This window comes from Streptomyces sp. NRRL S-455, assembly GCF_000717875.1.
Classification (GTDB): Bacteria; Actinomycetota; Actinomycetes; order Streptomycetales; family Streptomycetaceae; genus Streptomyces.
On sequence record NZ_JOCT01000017.1, the window covers coordinates 57,101 to 78,411 of the forward strand.

General features: G+C 71.8%; 16 protein-coding genes and 1 pseudogene. 7 read left to right on the top strand and 10 right to left on the bottom strand.

Going from position 1 to position 21,311, the window contains the following annotated elements:
- Positions 1–23: 23 nt before the first annotated feature.
- Positions 24–1,274 carry a hypothetical protein gene (locus IE97_RS43630; protein WP_420706129.1) on the bottom strand — a complete coding sequence of 417 codons (1,251 nt, stop codon included), beginning with the start codon at positions 1,272–1,274 and terminating at the stop codon, positions 24–26.
- Positions 1,257–1,376: pseudogene (locus IE97_RS43635) on the bottom strand (DUF2510 domain-containing protein); the annotation flags it as partial. The pseudogene IE97_RS43635 and the gene IE97_RS43630, both read right to left, overlap by 18 nt.
- Positions 1,377–1,754: 378 nt before the next feature.
- On the opposite strand from IE97_RS43635, the gene IE97_RS0122390 reads away from it, so the two are divergent.
- Complete coding sequence (locus IE97_RS0122390; RefSeq protein WP_030243451.1) at positions 1,755–4,436, top strand: ATP-binding protein; 2,682 nt, start codon at positions 1,755–1,757, stop codon at positions 4,434–4,436.
- 387 nt (positions 4,437–4,823) lie between these two features.
- On the opposite strand, the gene pcaD is transcribed toward IE97_RS0122390, so the two are convergent.
- Genes pcaD through pcaH form a run of 4 tightly spaced genes read right to left on the bottom strand, consistent with a single transcriptional unit; the run spans position 4,824 to position 8,619 of the window.
- Complete coding sequence (gene pcaD / locus IE97_RS0122395) at positions 4,824–5,945, bottom strand: 3-oxoadipate enol-lactonase (protein ID WP_030243454.1); 1,122 nt, start codon at positions 5,943–5,945, stop codon at positions 4,824–4,826.
- Positions 5,942–7,237 (bottom strand): 3-carboxy-cis,cis-muconate cycloisomerase, encoded by a 1,296-nt coding sequence (gene pcaB, locus IE97_RS0122400; RefSeq protein ID WP_030243456.1) that lies wholly within the window; start codon positions 7,235–7,237, stop codon positions 5,942–5,944. The genes pcaD and pcaB overlap by 4 nt, the downstream gene beginning before the upstream one ends.
- A complete protein-coding gene (gene pcaG / locus IE97_RS0122405) occupies positions 7,234–7,839 on the bottom strand; it encodes a protocatechuate 3,4-dioxygenase subunit alpha (RefSeq protein ID WP_030243459.1) in 606 nt (201 codons plus the stop codon). Before pcaG ends, pcaB begins: the two co-directional genes overlap by 4 nt.
- A 6-nt stretch (positions 7,840–7,845) precedes the next feature.
- On the bottom strand, positions 7,846–8,619 hold the full coding sequence (gene pcaH / locus IE97_RS0122410; protein ID WP_030243462.1) for a protocatechuate 3,4-dioxygenase subunit beta: 774 nt from the start codon (positions 8,617–8,619) through the stop codon (positions 7,846–7,848).
- A gap of 204 nt (positions 8,620–8,823) precedes the next feature.
- Between pcaH and IE97_RS0122415 the strand changes: the two genes are divergently transcribed.
- A complete protein-coding gene (locus IE97_RS0122415; protein ID WP_030243464.1) occupies positions 8,824–9,288 on the top strand; it encodes a MarR family winged helix-turn-helix transcriptional regulator in 465 nt (154 codons plus the stop codon).
- Between the two features lie 23 nt (positions 9,289–9,311).
- Here IE97_RS0122415 and IE97_RS0122420 read toward each other — a convergent pair whose 3' ends face one another.
- Entirely contained in the window at positions 9,312–10,307 is a 996-nt protein-coding gene (locus tag IE97_RS0122420; RefSeq protein ID WP_234310665.1) for a DUF3048 domain-containing protein, read from the bottom strand.
- Positions 10,308–10,490: 183 nt separating this feature from the next.
- Between IE97_RS0122420 and IE97_RS0122425 the strand changes: the two genes are divergently transcribed.
- A complete protein-coding gene (locus IE97_RS0122425; protein ID WP_030243469.1) occupies positions 10,491–11,681 on the top strand; it encodes a zinc-dependent alcohol dehydrogenase in 1,191 nt (396 codons plus the stop codon).
- Positions 11,682–11,700: 19 nt separating this feature from the next.
- Here IE97_RS0122425 and IE97_RS0122430 read toward each other — a convergent pair whose 3' ends face one another.
- Positions 11,701–12,765, bottom strand: coding sequence for an ATP-dependent DNA ligase (locus tag IE97_RS0122430; RefSeq protein WP_030243470.1), 1,065 nt, complete (start codon positions 12,763–12,765; stop codon positions 11,701–11,703).
- 74 nt (positions 12,766–12,839) lie between these two features.
- On the opposite strand from IE97_RS0122430, the gene ligD reads away from it, so the two are divergent.
- Positions 12,840–13,871: a non-homologous end-joining DNA ligase gene (gene ligD, locus IE97_RS0122435; protein ID WP_030243471.1), complete on the top strand. Its 1,032-nt coding sequence runs from the start codon at positions 12,840–12,842 to the stop codon at positions 13,869–13,871.
- On the opposite strand, the gene IE97_RS0122440 is transcribed toward ligD, so the two are convergent.
- Entirely contained in the window at positions 13,858–15,999 is a 2,142-nt protein-coding gene (locus IE97_RS0122440; protein WP_037844644.1) for an OmpL47-type beta-barrel domain-containing protein, read from the bottom strand. The two genes, ligD and IE97_RS0122440, sit on opposite strands and share 14 nt — an antisense overlap.
- A 47-nt stretch (positions 16,000–16,046) precedes the next feature.
- A complete protein-coding gene (locus tag IE97_RS0122445; protein WP_199809836.1) occupies positions 16,047–18,527 on the bottom strand; it encodes a ThuA domain-containing protein in 2,481 nt (826 codons plus the stop codon).
- A gap of 189 nt (positions 18,528–18,716) precedes the next feature.
- On the opposite strand from IE97_RS0122445, the gene IE97_RS0122450 reads away from it, so the two are divergent.
- The 3 genes from IE97_RS0122450 to IE97_RS0122460 all read left to right on the top strand — a co-directional run bounded on the left by IE97_RS0122450 (position 18,717) and on the right by IE97_RS0122460 (position 21,305).
- Positions 18,717–19,697, top strand: a complete 981-nt coding sequence (locus IE97_RS0122450) for a multicopper oxidase domain-containing protein (protein WP_030243478.1) — start codon at positions 18,717–18,719, stop codon at positions 19,695–19,697.
- 137 nt (positions 19,698–19,834) lie between these two features.
- Entirely contained in the window at positions 19,835–20,872 is a 1,038-nt protein-coding gene (locus IE97_RS0122455; protein WP_030243481.1) for a LacI family DNA-binding transcriptional regulator, read from the top strand.
- A 169-nt stretch (positions 20,873–21,041) separates the two neighbouring features.
- Entirely contained in the window at positions 21,042–21,305 is a 264-nt protein-coding gene (locus IE97_RS0122460; protein WP_030243484.1) for a WhiB family transcriptional regulator, read from the top strand.
- Positions 21,306–21,311 lie beyond the last annotated feature (6 nt).

Consider the following 21,311-nt stretch of genomic DNA (forward strand, 5'->3'; position numbering starts at 1 on the left):
GCTGTCCGACGGGTTGTTGCCGGTCAGACGTCCTGGCCCTTGCCGCCGCCCGTCGACACCTTGATGCCCTTGGTGATCTCGTCCAGGACGGACTCCTTCTGGTCGGCGTCCACGCCGAAGCGGACGACGACCATCTGCCGCGGGTTCGCGGGGGAGGGGAACGCGAGCGACTCCACGATGCCGTCGACGCCCTTGTTCGTGACGGCCCTCCAGCGGACCAGATAGCCCTTCTGTCCGGCCACGGTCACGGCCTTCGAGGCGAGCACGTCGTGCGAGGTGATTCCGCCGTAGGACTTGCCGCCGTAGGACTCCTTGGCGTTCGCCGCGATGTCCGCCTTCGCGACCTCCTCGGCGGTGCCGCCCTTGGTGCCGAGGAGCAGGGCCGGTGCCGAGTAGGCGCCGCCCTTCGTGCAGGTCGAGGAGGTGTCGCCGGGGCACTTGTAGGAGTCGTCGGACGTCACCTGCGCGCCGGCCGTTCCCTCCTGGCCGTACCAGCCCTCGGGGATCGGCAGACTGATGCCGGAGGCCGCGTCGGTCACCGAGCCGCTCCTGATCTTCGGCGGCTCGGACTGCTCGGGCGACGGGCTCTGCCCACCGGACCCGCCGGATCCCCCGGATCCACCTGAACCTCCGGACCCCCCGGAGCCGCCCGGTGCCCCGAACGGCCCGCCGGGGCCTCCGGATCCGCCAGGGCCGCCCGGTCCCTGCGAGGTCGCCGAACCGCCGCTCCCACCGCCGTTGTCCGTCAGCGCGTAGACCCCGACACCGATGCTGGCCAGCACCACGACGGCAGCCGCCACGGCGGCCCCGACGCGCAGCCGTCGGCCGGGGGCGGCCGGAGGTGCGGATGGGTAGGCGGGATAGGTGGGATAGGCAGGATGGGCGGCATATGTGGGATGCCCGGCGGCGCCCGCATGTCCTATGACACCCGATTGTCCCGGTCCGCCTGGTTGTTCGGCGGTGCCCCACTGTCCGGCCCTTCCCGGTTCTCCGGCGGTTCCGGCAGGTCCGGCTACGCCCGGTTGTCCGGCTGCACCTGGTTGTCCGGGTCCGCCCGGTTGTCCGGTAGCGCCTGGTTCCCCGGCCCTTCCCGGTCCTCCGGCGGCGCTGGAGTGCCCGACGTCTCCCGGGGCCCCGGCGTCGGCGGCTTGCCCGGCCGTCCCCCGGTCACCGGCGGCAGCAGGCCCTCCGTCGGAAGCCGGATGCTCCGGTGCCTCGGCGGGCGACGGCTCTGCCGGGGGAGTCCAGGCCGTGGCCGGTTCCGCCGGGCGGATGCGGTCCGTCCAGGCCTTGCCGTCCCACCAGCGTACGGTGGCGGGCCCGTCACTTGTCTGTCCGGGGTCGGGGTACCACCCGGGGGGAGTCTCCTGCGTCATGCCCCCACCGTATGAGGCGTGCGTGAAAGGGGCATGAGAGGAGTCGGATCCGACGCGGCCGCGGGAAAGTCAGCGGCGGCATCACGAACCGCGCCGCGATGATCGTCGCGGTGCGGCCGTAGACGCCTGACTCGTACCACACGGTGAGATCACTCATCGGCCCGCCTCCAGAGCCCGGCGGCCATGCCCGCGAGTCCTGGATTCGGTGATAGAACGTCACCTGCCTTGTCGCCACGCGCTGTTGGCGTGAAAACGACCGGTGCCGCACCCGGTGTCATCCGTCACGGCAACTGGTGCCAGGTCCGCCCTCCATTCAGGCGGAAGGGGGACTACGCTCGATGTCGGTACGTCGTTCGGGCGACTTGGGGAGGTAGCGGGATGACGGAGGTACGGCCCACGGCCGCCTCGGCCTCCCTGTGGGAGCGTGACGAGGAAGTCTCCGCCGTCACGCGGGCGCTCGACAGCCTGTGCGCGGACCGCTCCTCGTCCGGCGGGCTGCTCGTCTTCCGGGGCGAGGCAGGACTCGGCAAGACCGCGCTGCTGGCCGAAATCCGCCGCATCGCCGAGGCCCGCGGCTGCACGGTCTGGTCGGCACGCGGAGGCGAGACCCTCAGGTCGGTCCCCTTCAACGTGGTACGGCAGTTACTGCAGCCGGCACTGGTGTCCATGCTGCCCGAGGAGGCACGCGAGTACCTCGGCGACTGGTACGACATCGCCGGCCCCGCCCTCGGCATCGCAGACCCCGGTGACCGGCAGGCCGACCCGCAGGGTGTGTGCGACGGCCTGGTCGCCGCGGTGCGCCGCCTCTCCCGCCGGGACTGGCCGCTGGTGCTGCTCATCGACGACGCCCACTGGGCCGACCAGGAGACCCTGCACTGGCTCGCGGCGTTCGCCGAGCGACTCGACGAGACGTCCGTCCTGGTCGTGGTCACCCGCCGCCCGGACGAGGTCCCCGGCGCGAGCGCCCGCCACCTCGACACCGTCGCCGCCGCCGCGAACGGCCCCGCCACCACGCTGAACGCCCTCACCCCGGACGCCACGGCCGGACTCACCCGCGCCGCCCTCGGCAGGCACGCCGACGCCGCGTTCTGCCGCGAGGTCTGGGCCGTCACCGCCGGCAACCCCTACGACACCGTCGAACTCCTCGCCAAGGTGCGGGACAGTGAGCTCGAACCGGTCGAGGCCCGGGCCGGCGAACTGCGCGAGCTGAACCGCTCGGCCCGCGGCGGCGGCCTCGTCGCCCGCCTGGAGGAACTCGGCATCGACGCCACACGGTTCGCCTGGGCCGCCGCCATCCTCGGCACCGGCATCTCCGTCGACCTGGTCGCCAAGCTCGCCACCCTGAAACCCGACGCCGCCCGCCGCTGCGCCGAACTGCTGCGCACCGCCCGCATCCTCACCGCGTCCGACCCCGCGACCGGCCGCGGCGGCGACGGCGACCTGGAGTTCGTCCACCCGCTCATCGCCACCGCCGTCTACGACTCCATCCCCGACGCCCTGCGCACCGCCATGCACGGCATCGCCGCCCGGATCGTCACCGACGAGGGGCACGGCGCCGCGGCCGCCGCCCGTCACCTCATCGAGGTCCACCCCGACGACGACGAGGAACTCGTCGGGCAACTGCGCGAGGCCGCCCGCGAGCACCTCGCCGTCGGCGCGCCCGACGCGGCCCGCCGCTGCCTGGAGCGCGCCCTGAAGGAACCGCCCCGGCCCGAGTCCCACCCGCACGTCCTGTACGAACTGGCCGAAGCGACCTTCCTGACCGCGCCCGCCCGCACCATCGGCCATCTGCGGACCGCGCTCGGCATGCCCGGACTCGACGGCGACCAGCGGGTGGACGCCGTCTTCCGGCTCTCCCAGGCACTGCTCCACAACGACCAGCTGGAGGAGGCCGTCCGCACGGTCGAGGCGGAGGCCGCCCGGCTCCCGGCCGGGCCCGCCCGGATGCGGCTGCAGGCCGTGCACTTCATGTGGGAGGGCATACACGCCGGCGAGGCCACCTCACCCGACCGCTCCCGGCGGCTCGCCGACCTCGCGAGCACCTGCACCGGCCGGGACAACTCCGAACGCGCCCTGCTCATCCTGCGCGGCTTCGACGCCCTGATGCACGGCGAGAACGCCGAGGAGGTCACCGAGGCGTGCGACCGCGCCCTCGTCAACGGCCGCCTCGCCCCCGGGCTCGGCTGGACCGACACCGAGTGGGGTATCGAACTGCTGCTGATGCTGGCCAACGCGTACGGGTTCACCGACCGCCTCGACCGAGCCGAGGCTCTCTACAACGAAGCCCTGCGTTCCTACGAGACCGCCGGCTGGAGCGGCGGCCACCTCGCCCTGGCCCACGCCTACGTGGGGCTCGGGCACCGCAGGCGGGGGCGCCTCAAGGAAGCGGAGGCGTCCCTGCGCGAGTCGCTGCGGCTCGCCGAGCGCGTCGGCCGCGGTCTGCCCCTGTACTGGACCGCGACCTGCAACCTCGTCGACACGCTGCTCGCCCGCGGCCGCGTCGAGGAGGCCTGGGAGGTCGCCGAACGGCACGGCTTCGCCCCGCCCTACCCTTCCACCATCGTCCTGCCCGACCCGCGCTCGGTCCGCGGCCGGCTGCTGATCGCCGTCGGCCGCACCAAGGACGGCATCAACGAACTGGAGGCCGCCGAGAAGGCGGCGGCGGCGCGCGGCCACCACAATCCCGTGCTCGTCCCCTGGGCCGCCGATCTGGCCCGGGCCCTCAGCACCGAGGACCCGGCCCGCGCCGCCCGCCTCGCCGTCGACGTCCGCCGCCGGGCCGAGCGCTTCGGCACGGACACCGCGATAGGCGAGGCCCTGCGCTGCGCCGCCGCCCTGGAGACCGGCCAGCGCGCCGTCCGGCTCGCCGCCCAGGCCGTCACCTACCTGGAGGCCTCGCCCTGCCAGTACGAACACGCGGCGGCCCGCGTCGAGTACGGCGTCGCCGCACGTTCGGTGCCCGACCTCGAGCGCGGCCTGGACCTGGCGGTCTCGTGCGGCGCGGACGGCCTGGCGGCCCGGGCACGGGCCGAACTGAAGACGGACGTGGGGCTGCGCTGAGCGCGGCCCGGCCGGCTCCCCGTGTCCGCGACGACAGCGGTCCGGAACCGGATCCGCGCCGGCCGGTCGGTCACCGCGGCCGGTTTCAGACGCGTTGAAGCCGCCCGGCCGGGGCAGTGAAAAGTGCGCGGTCACAGCGCGGGGCGCTGCCGCGGCGAGCGCAGCCGCGCCGCTTCCCCCGCACCGACTGGCCGGTCACCGCGGCCAGTCGCGGCCGCACACCCGGGTCGTACGCCGCCGGGTGTGCCCCTGCCCCGCCCGTGTCCCGTCGTAGAAGCGGCCGGTTCCCACGCCCCGCGTGGCCAGGGCCGGCACACCCGCCGCGCCGTCGGCGAGCCACGCCGTGGGTGCCCGGGCGCGCCACCGCCGAGGCGATGACCAGCGGGGTCACCCTGGCGCGCCGTCCTCTTCGGCCAGCACCCGCTGGGCCGTCGCGAACGCCGAGTTCGCCGCCGGCACCCCGCAGTACACCGCCGTCTGGAGCAGCACCGCGCCGATCTCCTCCGGTGTGAGCCCGTTGCGGCGGGCCGCGCGGACGTGCATGGCCAGCTCGTCGTAGTGGCCGTGCGCGACCAGCGCGGTGAGGGTGATCATGCTGCGTTCGCGACGGGACAGCGTAGGGTCGGTCCAGATCTCGCCCCAGGCGTAGCGCGAGATGAAGTCCTGGAATCGCGCGGTGAAGGGGGTCTGCCGGGCCTGCGCCCGGTCGACGTGCGCATCGCCGAGCACCTCGCGCCGCACCTCCATCCCCCGCCCCGCGGGCCCGCCGAAGTGTGCCCGCAGCGCGGTCAGCACCGCCTCCGGGCACTGCGCGGGAGCCAGGTGCGAGGCACCCGGGATCTCCACGAGTGCCGCGCCCGGCACCGCGTCGGCGATCTCCCGCAGGTGTGCGGGCGGCGTCGCCGGATCGTCACGGCCGGCGACCAGCAGGGTCGGTACGGCGATCCCGGTCAGCCGGTCCCGCAGATCGAACGCGGCGAGCGCGTCACAGCAGGCGGCGTAGGCGTCCGGGTCGGCGTCCCGGTGGTCCTGAACGAGTTCCGGCACGGTGAAGCCGGACGTGAACCAGCGGGCGTCGGCGTTCTCCGCCAGCCCGGCAAGACCTTCCCGCCGCACCAGCGCCGCCCGCTCCTCCCAGGGCTTCGCCCCGTTGAAGTGTGCCGAGGAGCAGATCACGGCCAGCGAGGACAGCCGCTCGGGATGCCGGACCGCGAGATGCAGCCCCACGGCCCCGCCCAGCGACACACCGGCGTACGCGAACCGCTCGATGCCGAGCGAGTCGGCGAGCGCCAGCACCAGCCCGGCGAGGTCACCGACGGTCGCGCCCGCCTCGATGAGACCGGCCGCCGAACCCCCGTGTCCCGGAAGATCCCAGCGGACCACCCGATGGGTGGCCGACAGTTCGGGTGCCACCTTGTCCCACAGGGCGTACGACGTGCCGAGTGAGGGGCCCAGCAGCAGCGGGGGCGCGGAGGCGGGCCCTTCGGCACGGTGGTTGAGGAGTGTCAACGTCGCTCCAGAGCACGGTCGGTGAGGGCTCCGGCGGAGCCGGTGTAGTGGGTGGGGTCGAGGTCGGCGTCCGCCAGCTCCGGCGCCTCGGAAAGCTGCCGCTCCTCGGAGGCCAGCCTGGAGAGCAGTTCCTTGGCGCGGGCCCGGCCCAGCACCGGGGCCAGTTCGGCGGACAGCCGCTCGGAGACGATCAGCCCGCCGGTCAGATCCAGGTGTTCGCGCATGGCCTCCGGCCGGACCCGCAGTCCCTCGGCCAGGCCGGCGGCATCCCGGGCGGCCCCGCCGACCAGCCGCAGCAGGTCCCTCAGCGGCTCCCACTCCGCGTGCCAGGCCCCGGCAGGCCGCTCGTCCTCCGCGGCCAGCGATCCGTACAGCATGGCCGCGAGCTGGGGCGCCCGCCGGGCCGCGGCGGCGATGAGGGTGGACCGTACGGGGTTGGACTTGTGCGGCATCGCGGAGGAGCCCCCGCCGCTGCCCTCAACGACCTCGGCGATCTCGGTGCGGGAGAGGGTGAGGACGTCCACGGCGACCTTGCCCAGCGCGCCGGCGGTGAAGGCGAGGCACCCCGCGAGATCGGCGACCGGCGTGCGCAGGGTGTGCCAGGGCAGGTCGGGCGCCCGTAGACCGAGTTCACGGGCGTACGCCCACGGCAGCTCTGCCGGATCGCTCGCGCCGTACGCGCCGAAGGCCGCCAATGTCCCCGCCGCGCCCCCCAGTTGGACGGGCAGTGCGTCCCGCACGGCCGTCACCCGGTCCCGTGCGTCGAGGACCAGCGACCGCCACCCTGCGGCCTTCAGCCCGAACGTCGTGGGTACGGCGTGCTGGGTGAGGGTCCGCCCCGGCATCACGGTGTCGCGGTGTTCGGCGGCGAGGGCGGCCAGCGCCCGCTCCGTGCGGCCGAGATCGTCGAGGATCGGGCCAAGCGTGCGCACGGCGACCAGCATCGTCGCCGTGTCCATGATGTCCTGGCTGGTCGCGCCCCGGTGGACGTACGGGCCGTACTCGTCGCCGACCGCCTTCGTCAGGTCGGCGACCAGGGGGATGACGGGGTTGCCGCCCGCCCGGGCCCGCTCGGCGAGGGCCCGCAGGTCGAAGGCGCCGGTGCCGGCCGCATCCGTCACCGTCGTCGCCGCTTCGGCCGGGGCGAGGCCCAGCGCGGCCTGAGCCCGGGTCAGCGCGGCCTCGGCGTCGAGCAGCGCCCGCAGGTACGCGTGGTCACTCGTGGCGGAGGAGGCCGCCGAGCCGGCCCACCCGGGGCCGAGCAGACCGGGGTCGCCCTGCGCGGCTGTCACCGGAACTCCAGGAAGACGGTCTCTCCTTCGCCCTGGAGGCGGATGTCGAAACGGTACGTCCCGCTGTCCTCCGCCGCGGCGATCAGCGTGTCGCGGCGCTCTTCCTCCAGCCGGGACAGCAGCGGGTCGGCGGCGAGCGCCTCCGTGTCGCCCGGCAGGTAGATCCGGGTGTACAGGTGCACGAGGAGCCCGCGCGCGAAGACGCACACGCTGAGGTACGGGGCGTTCCGCCCGCGCGCACCGGGCCGCAGGGTGCGCGCGTACCAGTGGCCGTTCGCGTCGGTCTGGATCCGCCCCCAGCCCGTGAACTCCACACCGTTGCGCCCCAGGAAGCCGCCCGACGCGGGGTCGCGGCGCATCGAACCGTCGGCTGTCGCGACCTTGCCGTCGGGATCCGGGCCCCACAGTTCGATCAGGGCGTCGGGCAGCGGCTTGCCCTCGCCGTCCAGGACGTACCCGTGCACGGTGACCGTGTCCGGATGTCCGGCGGGCGCGATGTCCTCACCGCCGCGGAACGGCAGGGCGTGACCGTAGAACGGGCCGACGGTGTGCGAGGGGGTGGGCAGCACGCTCTCCGGCCTGCTGGTGTCGATCTTCGTCATGGCAGGTCAGCGCCCTTCCTCGATCCAGGTGGCCTGCGGGCCGTCCAGCACGATGTCCCAGTGGTAGCCCATCGAGAACTCCGGCACCGACAGGCTGTGGTCGTACGTCGCGACCAGCCGCTGCCGGGCCGCGTCGTCCGTCACCGACTGGATGATCGGGTCGTAGGGGAACAGCGGATCGCTCGGGAAGTACATCTGCGTCACGAGCCGCTGGGTGAACGCCGTACCGAAGAGCGAGAAGTGGATGTGCGCCGGCCGCCAGGCGTTGACGTGCTGGCGCCAGGGATACGGGCCCGGCTGGACGGTGGTGAAGTGGTACCGGCCGTCGTCGTCGGTGAGCGTGCGGCCCACGCCGGTGAAGTTGGGGTCCAGCGGGGCGTCGTGCTGCTCGCGCTGGTGGGCGTAGCGTCCCGCGGAGTTGGCCTGCCAGATCTCCACGAGCTGGCCGCGCACCGGACGGCCGTCACGGTCCAGGAGACGGCCGGAGACGGTGATGCGCTCGCCGATCGGCTCCCCGTGGTGCTGCCGGGTGAGGTCGTTGTCGATCTCGGTGATGTCCCGCTCCCCGAAGGCCGGGGAGGACAGCTCCACCAGCTCCGGGTCCTGGCTGACGTCGATGGTGACCGGCGGCTGCTTCGGGTGGCGGAGCACCGAGGAGCGGTACGGCGCGTAGTCGCGGCGCGGCTGGTGCTCGACCGGCCCGCCGTCCGCGAGGCGCTTCTCGTACGCGGCGCGACCGGCCGCGATCTCCTGGTCGATGTCGTGCTGTGTGAGAGTCATGGAAGCCCCATCTTCTCCGAGCGTCCCGACCCACTTAGTCAGGGCACTGAGTATTTCTCTGAAGCCTTCCCTCACGCTGCCATCAGGGCGGCAGGGCGTCAAGGCCCTGGTGTCGGCACTGATGGGCCCCTGCACGGACGGCAGACAGCTCCTGGACGGCCGGGTATTGTTCAGTGCACCAAGTAAAGCAACCGAGGGGTGCACATGGCGGCGGCGGACCTCACCACCCACCCCGGGCACCTGGCCCGGCGGCTCCAGCAGGCGCACTACCTGCTGTGGAACACGATGGTCTCCGAGGAGATCACCTCGCCCCAGTTCGCGGTCCTCAACACGCTCGTGGCCGAGCCCGGCCTGGACCAGCGGACGGTGGGGGAGCGGGTGGGGCTCGACCGGTCGACGATCGCCGAGGTGATCAGCCGGCTCAGCCGGCGCGGACTGCTCGACAAGGTCCGCGACCCGGAGGACGGCCGCCGGTTCCTGCTGCGTCTCACGGAGGAGGGGGCGCGTACGCACCGCAGGCTGACCGTGCGCACCGCCCGTATGAACCAGGTGTTCCTCGCGCCGCTGACCGCCGAGGAGCGGACGGTGTTCTTCGACCTCATCCGGCGCGTGGCGGACGCGGCCGAGGGGCTGCGCAACCCAGGGGAGCCCCTGCCGGCGCCCCGCTGACCGGCGTGCCCCGCACGGGCGGGTCAGGGCGCCTCGGCGTACACCACCCACACCGGTCCCCTCGCGAAGTTCACCGGCGTGCCGTCGCCGGTGGTGAACGCCGTGCCGTCCGTGGCGTTCTCGCGCTCCCAGGCCACGTCGTGGGCCCGGCCGTCGCGCAGCACCTCAGCCGTCCCCGAGCCGACCGTCTCGGTGTACGGCGTGTTGTTGCCGAGGAAGTCCCCGAAGGCCGACTCGCGCACCTTCACGTACTGCACGACGACCGTCGCCGCCGTCATCCGCTCCCCGTCGGCCGTCGTCGCGGGCGCGCCGTCCATGCCGACCAGCCAGCGGTCGCGGTCCTCGGACCAGGTGAAGGTGAAACGGGCCGCCGGATAGCGCACCGTCCGCTGGGTCTCCGGGGTGCCGCCTGCGGGGGCGGAGCCGTAGCGGAAGCCGGTGGTCAGTGCGGTCGCTCCCGGGGTGTCGGGCACGATCTGCCCGGGCCGCAGGAAGAGGTTGTGCGGGGCGGTTCTGCCGGAGTCCCGGAAGTACGCGTCCGAGGCGCTGCCCGGCGTCTCCGCCCGCAGGGGCGCCTTGTCGATCAGCGGCAGGAGCTTCGACTGTGCGCCGGAGAAGGCGAGCGTGGGCTGGTCGAACTGGCGCAGCAACTCCAGATCCGACTCACGTGCGCTGCGCACCGGGCCCACGGTCTTCGGCAACCGGGTCGCGTACACCGCCATCAGCCGACTCAGCCCGCCCTCGACCTGCTCGACGTACACGATGTCCGCGGTGCCGACGCCCGTGTGCGGCCGGGCCGTGCGGGCGTTGTCGATCTTGACCGCGAGCACGCCGGGGCCGGTCGCCGGAGGTGATGCTCCCTGCTCCGACTCCCTCGCCGACCCCCGTCCGTCGTCGCCCGGGCCGCCCCCGCCGGTGCACCCCGCCGCCAGGGCGGCCGTCACCGTGGCGGCCAGCAGCGCCGCTGTGGTCGCGGCACGCCGTCCGCGCAGCCTTCGTCCCTTGACCACCGTCGCCACCGCGCCTCATGTCATCGATTGTCATGATTGTGCACTTATATGTCTGACGATGGCCATAGTCGATCGTTTATGGTGCAGGTTCTCCGCCTTGTCCGTCGATCGGCGCAAGGTTCGGCGCGAAGCGCCCGGGTACTCGGGCCTCGCCGTAGACCGACGCGCACGCTACGGAGGGAGCGCGAGGCGATGAGGGCAGTGACCTGGCAGGGCAAACGGGACGTGCGGGTGGAGAACGTGCCCGATCCGAAGATCCAGGAGCCGACGGACGCGATCATCCGCATCACCTCCACCGGACTGTGCGGATCCGACCTGCACCTGTACGAAGTGCTCACGCCGTTCATGACTCCGGGCGACATCCTCGGCCATGAACCCATGGGCATCGTCGAGGAGGTCGGCGCGGGCGTCCCGGACCTCCAGGTGGGGGACCGGGTCGTGGTCCCGTTCCAGATCGCCTGCGGCAACTGCTGGATGTGCCTGACCGGCCTGCCCACCCAGTGCGAGACCACCCAGGTCCACGGCGAGGGCATGGGCGCCGCCCTGTTCGGCTACACCCGGCTGTACGGCTCCGTGCCGGGCGCCCAGGCCGAGTACCTGCGCGTCCCGCAGGCGCAGTACGGCCCGATCAAGGTCCCCGAAGGCCCGTCCGACGACCGTTTCGTCTACCTCTCCGACGTGCTGCCCACCGCCTGGCAGGCGGTCGCCTACGCTGACGTCCCACAGGGCGGCAGCGTCGCCGTGCTCGGGCTCGGGCCCATCGGCGACATGGCCTGCCGCGTCGCCCAGGTGCGCGGCGCCGGACGGGTGTTCGGAGTGGACCTGGTGCCGGAGCGCCTGCGGCGGGCGCGCTCGCGGGGCGTGGAGACCTTCGACCTCAGGTCGTTCGACGACGAGAAGGAACTCGTCGCCGCGATCCGCGACCAGACCGACGGGCGCGGCCCCGACGCTGTGATCGACGCGGTCGGCACCGAAGCCCATGGCGGCGCGGCGGCCAAGCTCGCCCAGACGGCCTCGTCGATGCTGCCCCGCAAGATCAGCGGACCGTTCGCCGAACGCTTCAGCGTCGACCGGCTCTCCGCCCTCCACACCGCCATCGAGCTGGTGCGCCGCGGCGGCACCATCTCGCTGTCCGGTGTCTACGGCGGCATGGCGGACCCGATGCCGATGCTCACCCTGTTCGACAAGCAGATCCAGATGCGGATGGGGCAGGCCAACGTCCGCCGCTGGAGCGACGACATCATCCCGTACCTGACCGACGAGGACCCGCTCGGCGTCGACGACTTCGCCACCCACCGGGTCTCGCTGTCCGAGGCACCGCACGCCTACGAGATGTTCCAGCGCAAGCAGGACGGCGCGGTCAAGGTCCTGATGCAGCCCTGAGTCGCCCTCAGGGGCCCGGTCAGGAGCCGAGGATCTCCGCCAGGTCGTACCGGACGGGCTCCTCCAGCTGCGCGTAGGTGCAGCTCTCGGGAGCCCGGTCCGGGCGCCAGCGGCGGAAACGGGCGGTGTGCCGGAAACGCTGCCCGTTCTCCATGTGGTCATACGCCACCTCGGCCACCCGCTCCGGCCGCAGCGGCACCCACGACAAATCCTTACGGCCCGACCAGCGGCTCGGCGCCCCCGGCAGCCGGGCCTTCTCGTGCGCGGCCTCGTCGGCCCAGGCCGCCCACGGATGCCCCTGGACGTCGTCCATGCGCAGCGGTTCCAGTTCCTCCACCAGCTCGGCGCGCCGCTTCATCGGGAAGGCGGCGGACACGCCCACGTGCTGGAGTGCGCCCCGGTCGTCGTACAGTCCGAGCAGCAGCGAGCCGACCACCGGGCCGCTCTTGTGCAGGCGGTACCCGGCGACGACGACATCCGCCGTCCGTTCGTGTTTGATCTTGAACATGGCGCGTTCGTCCGGGCGGTAGCGCACGGTCAGCGGCTTGGCGATGACACCGTCCAGGCCCGCTCCCTCGTACTCCTCGAACCACTGCCGCGCCACCTCGATGTCCGTGGTCGCCGGAGCCAGGTGCACCGGGGCCGCCACCCCGGACAGCTCCCTGGCCAGCAGCTCCCGACGCTCGGTCAGCGGAGCGCCCATCAGCGACTCGTCCCCCAGCGCCAGCAGGTCGAACACGACCAGTGAGGCGGGCGTCCGCTCGGCCAGCGTCCGCACCCGCGAGTCCGCGGGGTGGATCCGCTCCGTCAGGGCGTCGAAGTCCAGATGTCCCTCCCGCGCGATCACGATCTCCCCGTCGATCACGCAGCGCTCCGGCAGCCGTTCCCGCACGGCCACCACCAGCTCGGGAAAGTACCTGGTCAGAGGCTTCCCGGTCCGGCTGCCGAGCTCCACCTCGTCCCCGTCGCGGAACACGATCGCCCGGAATCCGTCCCACTTCGCCTCGTACTGCATGCCCGACGGGATCGCCGCCACGGACTTGGCGAGCATCGGCAGCACAGGGGGCATCACCGGTAGATCCATGGGTCGATTCTGCTCCTGCATGAGCCGCAACGCCCGATATGCGATACCTGCGTGGTACGCCTACCGTTGCTCGCATGGGTGACGCGGTGGAACTGGAGGCCGGCGGCCGGACCGTACGGCTGTCCAGCCCGGACAAGGTGTTCTTCCCCGAGCGCGGTTTCACCAAGCTGGACCTCGCCCGCTACTACCTGGCCGTCGGCCCCGGCATCCTGCGCGCCCTGCGCGACCGGCCCACCACCCTGGAGCGCTACCCCGAAGGCGTGAACGGCGAGAACTTCTTCCAGAAGCGGGCGCCGAAGAACATGCCCGACTGGATCCCGACCGCGCACATCACCTTCCCCAGCGGCCGCAGCGCCGACGAGATGTGCCCCACCGAGGTCGGCGCGGTGGTGTGGGCCGCCCAGTTCGGCACCCTCACCTTCCACCCCTGGCCGGTCCGCCGCGACGACGTCGACCACCCCGACGAACTGCGCATCGACCTCGACCCGCAGCCCGGCACCGACTACGACGACGCCGCCCGCGCCGCCCACGAACTCCGGTCCGTGCTCGACGAGTTCGGCGGACTGCGCGGCTTCCCCAAGACCTCCGGCGGCCGGGGCCTGCACGTCTTCGTGCCGATCGAACCGCGCTGGACCTTCACCCAGGTCCGGCGCGCCGCCATCGCCGTCGGCCGGGAGATGGAGCGGCGGATGCCGGACCAGGTGACCATCAAGTGGTGGAAGGAGGAGCGCGGGGAGCGCATCTTCATCGACTACAACCAGACGGCACGCGACCGCACCATCGCCTCCGCCTACTCCGTACGCCCCCGCCCGCACGCCCCCGTCTCCGCACCCCTGCGCTGGGAGGAGGTCGGGGTCGCGCACCCCCAGGACTTCGACCTCGCGACGATGCCCACGCGCTTCGCCGAACTCGGCGACGTGCACGCGGACATGGACGACCGCCGCTACTCCCTGGAAGCCCTGCTCGACCTCGCCCGCCGCGACGAGCACGACCACGGGCTGGGAGACCTGCCATACCCGCCCGAGTATCCGAAGATGCCGGGGGAGCCCAGGCGGGTACAGCCGAGCAGGGCCAGGAAGGCGCCCGAGGGGCCTACAACTCCTTGATCCGGATGTCGCGGTACGAGACCACGTCCGTCGTGCCGTGCACCTGGAGCCCGATGTAGCCGGAGGAGAAGCGCCGCCCGTCCGTGCCCGGGTCGTCCGAGCGGGGCGGGGTGAACTCCTGGCCGCCGGTGTTGTCGAACTCGTTGAGCAGCACACCGTTGCGGAACACCGAGTAGTGCTGGCCTTCCACACGGATCTCGTAGTCGTTCCAGGTGCCCTTCTGGGTCACGCCCGCGCCGGCCAGGCCCACACGGTCGAATCCGTAGACCGAGCCCGTCTTGTACATGTCGCCGTCGGGCCGGTCGAGCACCTGCACCTCATGCCCGTACTTGATGGCGACCCACTCGGGCCGGGACTCCTCCGGGTGGTCGTGGACCCACGGGAAGCGCACGAACACACCGGAGTTGGCATTGCCGGTGCCAGGTGCGTCGTCGCGCCACTGGAGCTTCAGTGAGAAGTCGCCGTACTTGCGCTCCGGGAACCACAGCATGCCCATGCCGGGCGTGGTCGTGCTGGAGGTGATCGTCCCGTCCGGGTTCAGCCCGAACGAACCGCCGCCCACCTGCTGCCACTTGCCGAGGGACTCGGCTGTGCCGTCGAAGAGCGCACGGTAGCCCTCGGTCTGCCCCGGTTTGCCGATGCCCGACTGGCGGGCCGCTTTCCGGATCGCCCTGGACTCCCGCTGGTCGATGACCCCTTCCTTCAGCAGCTCGTCGAGGACGGACGTCACGTGCTTGAGGAACAGCGCGTGGGACGTCCACTCCTTCTCGTCCTCGATCAGCTCGCCGATCCGGCAGCGGTTGTCGGTGACCCGGTTGCGCACGCCCGAGTCGACCGTGCCGACGATCACCGTCAGCCGCTCGTCGTACTCCGGGCAGTCCGGCGCCGGGACCTGCCCGGAGACGACCGTGAAGGTCACCGTGCGGGCCGCCGCGGTGTTGCCGGCCTTGTCCGTCGCCCGGTAGGCCACGGTGTGCGCGCCCGCCCGGTCGACCACCACCGGCGCCGAGTACGCGAGATACGGCCCGCCGTCCAGCGAGTACTCGATCCTCTCGACACCCGAACCGTGCTCGTCGGTCGCCGTGACGGTCACCCGGGCGCTGTTGACGTACGCCCCTGCCGAGTTCTTCGTGCCCTCCACGGTCACGCCCGTCACCGGCGGGGTGGTGTCCCGCGGCGGCGCCGCCACGACCGTGAACCGCACACTCTTCTCGGCCGCCACGTTGCCGGCCTTGTCGGTGGCCCGGTAACGGACGGTGTGCTCGCCCACCTGGTGCACCATGACGGGCGCGGTGTACGCCTGCCAGGCGCCGGAGCCCACCGCGTACTCGATGGTGTTGACCCCGGAGCCGGTGTCGGAGGCGGAGACGGTGACCGTCGCCATGTCGATGTACGCCCCGTCCGGGTCGCGCTCACCGCTCACCGTCGCCGAGGTCTCCGGCGCCGTGGTGTCGTCCGACTGGGGCGCCACGACCGTGAACTGCGCGCTCTTCTCGGCGGAGACGTTCCCGGCCTTGTCGAACGCCCGGTAGCGGACCTTGTGGCTGCCGACCCGGTCGACGACGACCGGCGCGGTGTACGGCTGCCAGGCACCCGCGTCACCGATCGCGTACTCGACCTTCTCCACGCCGGAGCCGCCCTCGTCGGTGGCGTGGATCGCCACGCTCGCCGAACCGACGTACTCGCCCTGCGTGTTCTGCGTGCCGCTCACGTGCGCCGACGCCTCGGGCGCCGTGGTGTCCTCGCCGGTCCCCTCGGTGACGACGAGGATGCCCTGCATCTGGCCGTGGCCGGGGATGGTGCAGTGGTAGAAGTACCGGCCGGGCGTGAGCGTGACCTGGGCGGTGTGCTTGCCGCCCTGGGCGTCGTTCGGGTTGGCCAGGATGTTGAGCTGTACGTCGTTGTTGAACTCGGGATCGCTGGTCACGAACGTCAGCGTGTGCGGCATGCCGGTGGTGTTGCCGGTGGCCGTACTGTTCTCGAAGACGATCGTGGCGGAACCGGCGACCGCCGTCTTCGGTGCCGAGAGGTACTTGTCGATGTCGTTTCCCGCCGTCCAGGTGAGGACCTGTTCGGCGGCCTCCCTCTCGGGCTGCCCGGCGGCGGGCACCGCCTGCACGCCGAGCATCACGAGCAGGGCGGCCAGCAGGGCGGCCCAGACTCTTCGTCTCCGGATCACTCGGTCCCCCTCGCCAGCTGACCGGCGGCCGGGGTCGGCCCGCCGCCCTTGTACGTGACCCGCCACAGGGCCGACTTGGAGTCCGAGGTGAAGAAGCCGCGCCCGTAGTCGAGGACGTACAGAGCGCCGTCCGGACCGAACCTCCAGTCCATGAGGTTCCTGATGCCGTCGTTGCCGACCGGCACGATCTTCTTCAGCGACTCCGAGTGCACCGGCAGACCGCCGTCGCCCTGCGTCTTCGGGTCCATGATCACCGCGTTGCGCGGCTGGTCGGCGTCGTAGAAGTCACCGACGAACCACTTGCCGTCCCAGTACGCCGGCCACTTGACCGCACTGTCGGCCGCCACTGTGCCGTACCGGTAGACCGGCCCGTTCATCGCTGCCTGCCCGCCGCCCTTCAGCCAGGGCAGCCGGTACGTGGCCTCCTCCGGCTTGTAGGACGGGACACCGGCGGCGTCCCGCGGGTAGTCCGGCGCGCCGCCCGACGGCGAGTACCAGATGTTGTTGCCGGTCACCGGCGGCAGGTTGACCAGTCCGTCGTTGTTCGGCGACTCGTTCTTCGGGTGGTCGCAGTCGTACCAGCCCAGCGGCTTGGACGGGTCCGGCAGACCCCGGTCGCGGTAGGGCTGCTTGTTGCCCATGCAGTACGGCCAGCCGCGGTTGCCCGCCTTGGTGATCACGGCGAAGGTGTCGTACTTGGCCGGACCCCAGGTCGTCGAGGGCGCGCTCGCGTCCGGGCCGACCCAGCCCGCGTACAGCACGTCGGTCGACTTGTCGACGAAGATGCGTGCCGGGTTCCGCACGCCCATCACGTAGATCTCGCCGCGCGTCTTGCCGCCGCCCTCGTCCGTCTCCTTGCCGGTGAAGAGGTTGCCTTCGGGCAGCGTGTACGTGCCGTCCGGCTCCGGGTGGATGCGCAGGATCTTGCCGTTGAGGTTGTTGGTGTTGCCGGCGGTGCGGCGCGCGTCCGCGAAGGACACGCCCTTGTAGTTCGGCTCCGGGTTGTTGCCCGAGTAACCGCCGCTGAAGCCGCTGGAGTTGTTGTCACCGGTGGCGATGTACAGGTTGCCCTTGGAGTCCCAGGCCATCCCGCCGCCCGCGTGGCAGCAGCTGTGGATCTGCACCGGCCACTTCAGCAGGACCTTCTCACTGGAGAGGTCCAGCTTGCCGGTGGCCTGGTCGAAAGTGAAACGGGAGACCCGCCGCTCGGCCATCCGCGTGTCGCGGTTGATCCGGGAGTGGGGCGTGTAGTGCAGGTACACCCAGCCGTTCCGGGCGAACTCCGGGTCCAGCTCGATCCCGAGCAGTCCCTCCTCGACCTTGACCAGCTCGTCGCCGCCGCCCTTGTTGCCGAAGACGGTGAGCGCACCGGCCAGGGTGACCTGCCTGGTCTTCGGGTCGTAGACGTGGATCTCGCCCTTGCCCTTGCCGATGTCGGGGTTGTTCCAGTCGGTGATCACGGGCTGCGAGGAGTCCGCGCCGCCCCGGCCGATGTAGAATACCCGGCCGTCGGGCGCGGTGACCAGCCCGTGCGGCTCGCCGATCTGGTCGTTCTGCCCCGGCTGGTTGGGCTTGGTCAGCCGCTCCGCCGCGTAGTTGGCGTTGATGGTCGCCTTGCAGTCGGCCTGCTCCAGCCGGGTCGTCCACATCAGCGCGCCGCGCAGGTGCGCCCGGAAGTCGGTCTCGTCGTACGACGACACCGTGCCGCCCATGCCGGTGTAGAAGGAGCGGCCGCCGTCGTAGTCGCGGCACCAGCTGACCGGGTGGTCCCAGCCGTTGGCGCTCGCCCCCGGCTGGTACGTCGACTCGCGGACGCGCGCCACCGTGTGGACGTCACCGGACGGGTTCTTCACCCAGTTCAGCCACTTGTCCGGGCGCTTCCACTGCACCGGAAGCTCCTCGGTGGCCGGATGCCGGCGGTCGCCGACCTCCACGGTCGCCCGCTGGACGGCCGCCGGGCTCGACGCGGCCGGCCGTGCGCCCACCAGGCCGGTGAACCAGTCCGAGTACGGCTCCGCACGCGCCGCGTCATGGAGGCCGACGAACCCGCCGCCGGCCTCCATGTACGCCTCCAGACCCGCTTCCTGCTCCGCGTCGAGGACATCGCCCCCGCCGGTCAGGAACACGATCGCGTTGAAGCGGCCGAGCTTCGTCTCGTCGGTGAACACCGAGGCGTCGTCGGTGGCTTGCACCTTGAAGCGGCGGTTCGCCGGACCCGACAGGCCGATGTCCTCGATGGCCTCGATCCCGGCGTTCACCACCGGCGACTCCTCTCCGGCCGCCGCGGAACCGTGGAAGATCAGCACACGTACGTTCGCGCCGCCCGGCGGCGACTTGATGGACATCGTTGTCAGCGGTGGCTCCGGATACGGGCGCGCGCTCGCGGCGGGCCCCGACAGCAGTCCGGCGGTCACGGCTCCGGCGGCCAGTGAGGCCGCCCAGACACGTCTTCTCTTGCTCAGCCCTCGTAAGTGCATGGGCACCTCCTCGGTCACAGCAACACCGCCAAGGAAGCTAAACCCCTTTGCCTGTTCCGCCAATACCTATGACCGGGATGCCATCAACTTTGTCTCGACTGTGGATAAACGGGAGCGCGCCCGGTACCGTCGCACAGGTTCATCACAGGTACGCCTCCGTAAAAGCCTTACCAGGGTGGGGAGTTCCGCATGGACAGACGCAGCTTCAACCGGCGTGTGCTGCTGGGCGGCGCGGCCGTCGCGACATCGCTGTCCGTGGCGCCGGAGGCCGTCAGCGCCGACAAGCCGGCGAAGACGGCCCCCGCCGGGGGCGAGGTGAAGCGGATCAAGCTGTACGCGGAGAAGCTGGCCGACGGCCAGATGGGCTACGGCCTGGAGAAGGGCAAGGCGAGCATCCCGGGCCCGCTGATCGAGCTCAACGAGGGCGACACGCTCCACATCGAGTTCGAGAACACCATGGACGTCGCGGTGAGCCTCCACGTCCACGGCCTGGACTACGAGATCACCAGCGACGGCACGAAGATGAACCGCAGTCATGTCGAGCCGGGGGGCACCCGCACCTACACCTGGCGCACCCACGCCCCCGGCCGCCGCAAGGACGGCACCTGGCGGGCGGGCAGCGCGGGCTACTGGCACTACCACGACCACGTCGTCGGCACGGAACACGGCACGCAGGGCCTGCGGAACGGCCTGTACGGCCCGGTCATCGTCCGCCGCAAGGGCGACGTCCTGCCCGACCGGACGCACACCGTCGTCTTCAACGACATGCTCATCAACAACAGGCCGCCGCACTCGGGCCCGGACTTCGAGGCCACGGTGGGCGATCGCGTGGAGTTCGTCGTGATCACGCACGGCGAGTTCTACCACACGTTCCACATGCACGGTCACCGCTGGGCCGACAACCGCACCGGCATGCTGACCGGCCCCGACGACCCCAGCCCGGTCATCGACAACAAGATCACCGGCCCGGCCGACTCGTTCGGCTTCCAGGTGATAGCGGGGGAGGGGGTCGGTGCCGGCGCCTGGATGTACCACTGCCATGTGCAGAGCCACTCCGACATGGGGATGGTGGGGCTGTTCCTGGTGAAGAAGCCGGACGGGACGATTCCCGGGTACGAGCCGCACGAGCACGGGGGTGACGACCCGGGGCACGGTCAGCACGAGCGGTGACGGACACATGGGGTGTGTAAGGGGCAGAGACGCACGGGGCGTGTGAGGGGCCGACCTCCCCCTCCGTGGAGAGCGCTCTCACGACGTCCGCCCTCGGGGCTATCCTGATCCGCAACCGCAGGTGAGGAGCCCCGACAGTGACCGACACAGCGCCGCGTCCCACCCTGGAGGCCGTGGCCGCCCGGGCAGGTGTCTCACGGGCCACCGTGTCGCGTGTGGTCAACGGCGGGGACGGGGTACGGGACGTCCTCGTCGAGCGGGTCCGCAAGGCCGTCGAGGAGCTCGGGTACGTGCCCAACCAGGCCGCCCGCTCCCTGGTCACCCGGCGGCACGACGCGGTCGCGGTCGTCGTCGCCGAACCGGAGACCCGGGTGTTCGCCGACCCGTTCTTCGCGCTCCAGCTGCGAGGCATCAGCAAGGAGCTCACCGCCCACGACAACCAGCTCGTCCTGCTGCTCACGGAGGGCCGCGACGACCACGCCCGAGTCGGCCGGTACCTCGCGGGCGGGCACGTGGACGGGGCCCTGGTCTTCTCGCTGCACCTCGACGACCCGCTGCCGGAACTGATCCAGCGGGCCGGTGTCCCCACGGTCTTCGGCGGACGGCCGGGCTGGAGCGGCGACCGGCGCGATGTGGTCTACGTCGACAGCGACAACCGCGGCGGGGCGCGCGACGCCGTCCGGCACCTCGTCGGCCTCGGCCGGACCCGTATCGCGCACCTCACCGGCGCTCTCGACCAGACCTCCGCGGTGGACCGGCTCGACGGCTACCGGGACGTCATGGTGGACGCCGACCCACGTCTCATCGTCGAGGCCGACTTCACGCCGGCCGGGGGCGAGCGGGCCATGCGTCAGCTCCTGGACCGGTGCCCGGACGTGGACGCCGTGTTCGCCGCGAACGACCTCACGGCCTCGGGGGCGCTGCGCGTCCTGAGGGAGGCCGGTCGCCGCGTTCCCGACGACGTGGCCGTGATCGGCTTCGACGACATGCTGCCCGTCGCGGAACAGACCGATCCGCCCCTCACGACCGTCCGCCAGGACATCGAGGAGATGGGGCGCCTGATGGCCCGTCTGCTGCTGCGCGACCTCGACCGCGGCACCTCACACGAGGGCGTCGCCGGCACGCCGGCCGGTGTCGTCCTGCCGACGACGCTGGTGCGACGGGCGTCGGCGTGATCCGTGCCGGAGCCCCGCCGCCGGAGCGATCGCCTGGTTTCGCTTGAACCCGCGCGCCGCCGTGCGCCGGCGCCGCCGACAGGCGACCATCGAGACGGCCGGAGGCCCGTGAACGCGTGTTGATCCCGCGTTGATCGAACGTTTTTCGCCGACCGCGACGCTTCTGGCCATGCACATCGAAACGATCACCTCGCCCGAACTCGCCTGGCAGCAGGAGGCGTTGTGCGCGCAGACCGGGGCGGACTTCTTCTTCCCCGAGCCGGGCAGTTCGGTGCGGGAGGCGAAGCGGATCTGCAGAATGTGCCCGATCCGCGCGGCCTGCCTCGAGTACGCGCTGGACAACGACGAGCGGTTCGGCGTCTGGGGCGGCCTGTCGGAGAAGGAACGCCTGGAGCTGCGGCGGGCCTCGCACCGGCAGCACGGAACGCCGTGAGGCCCC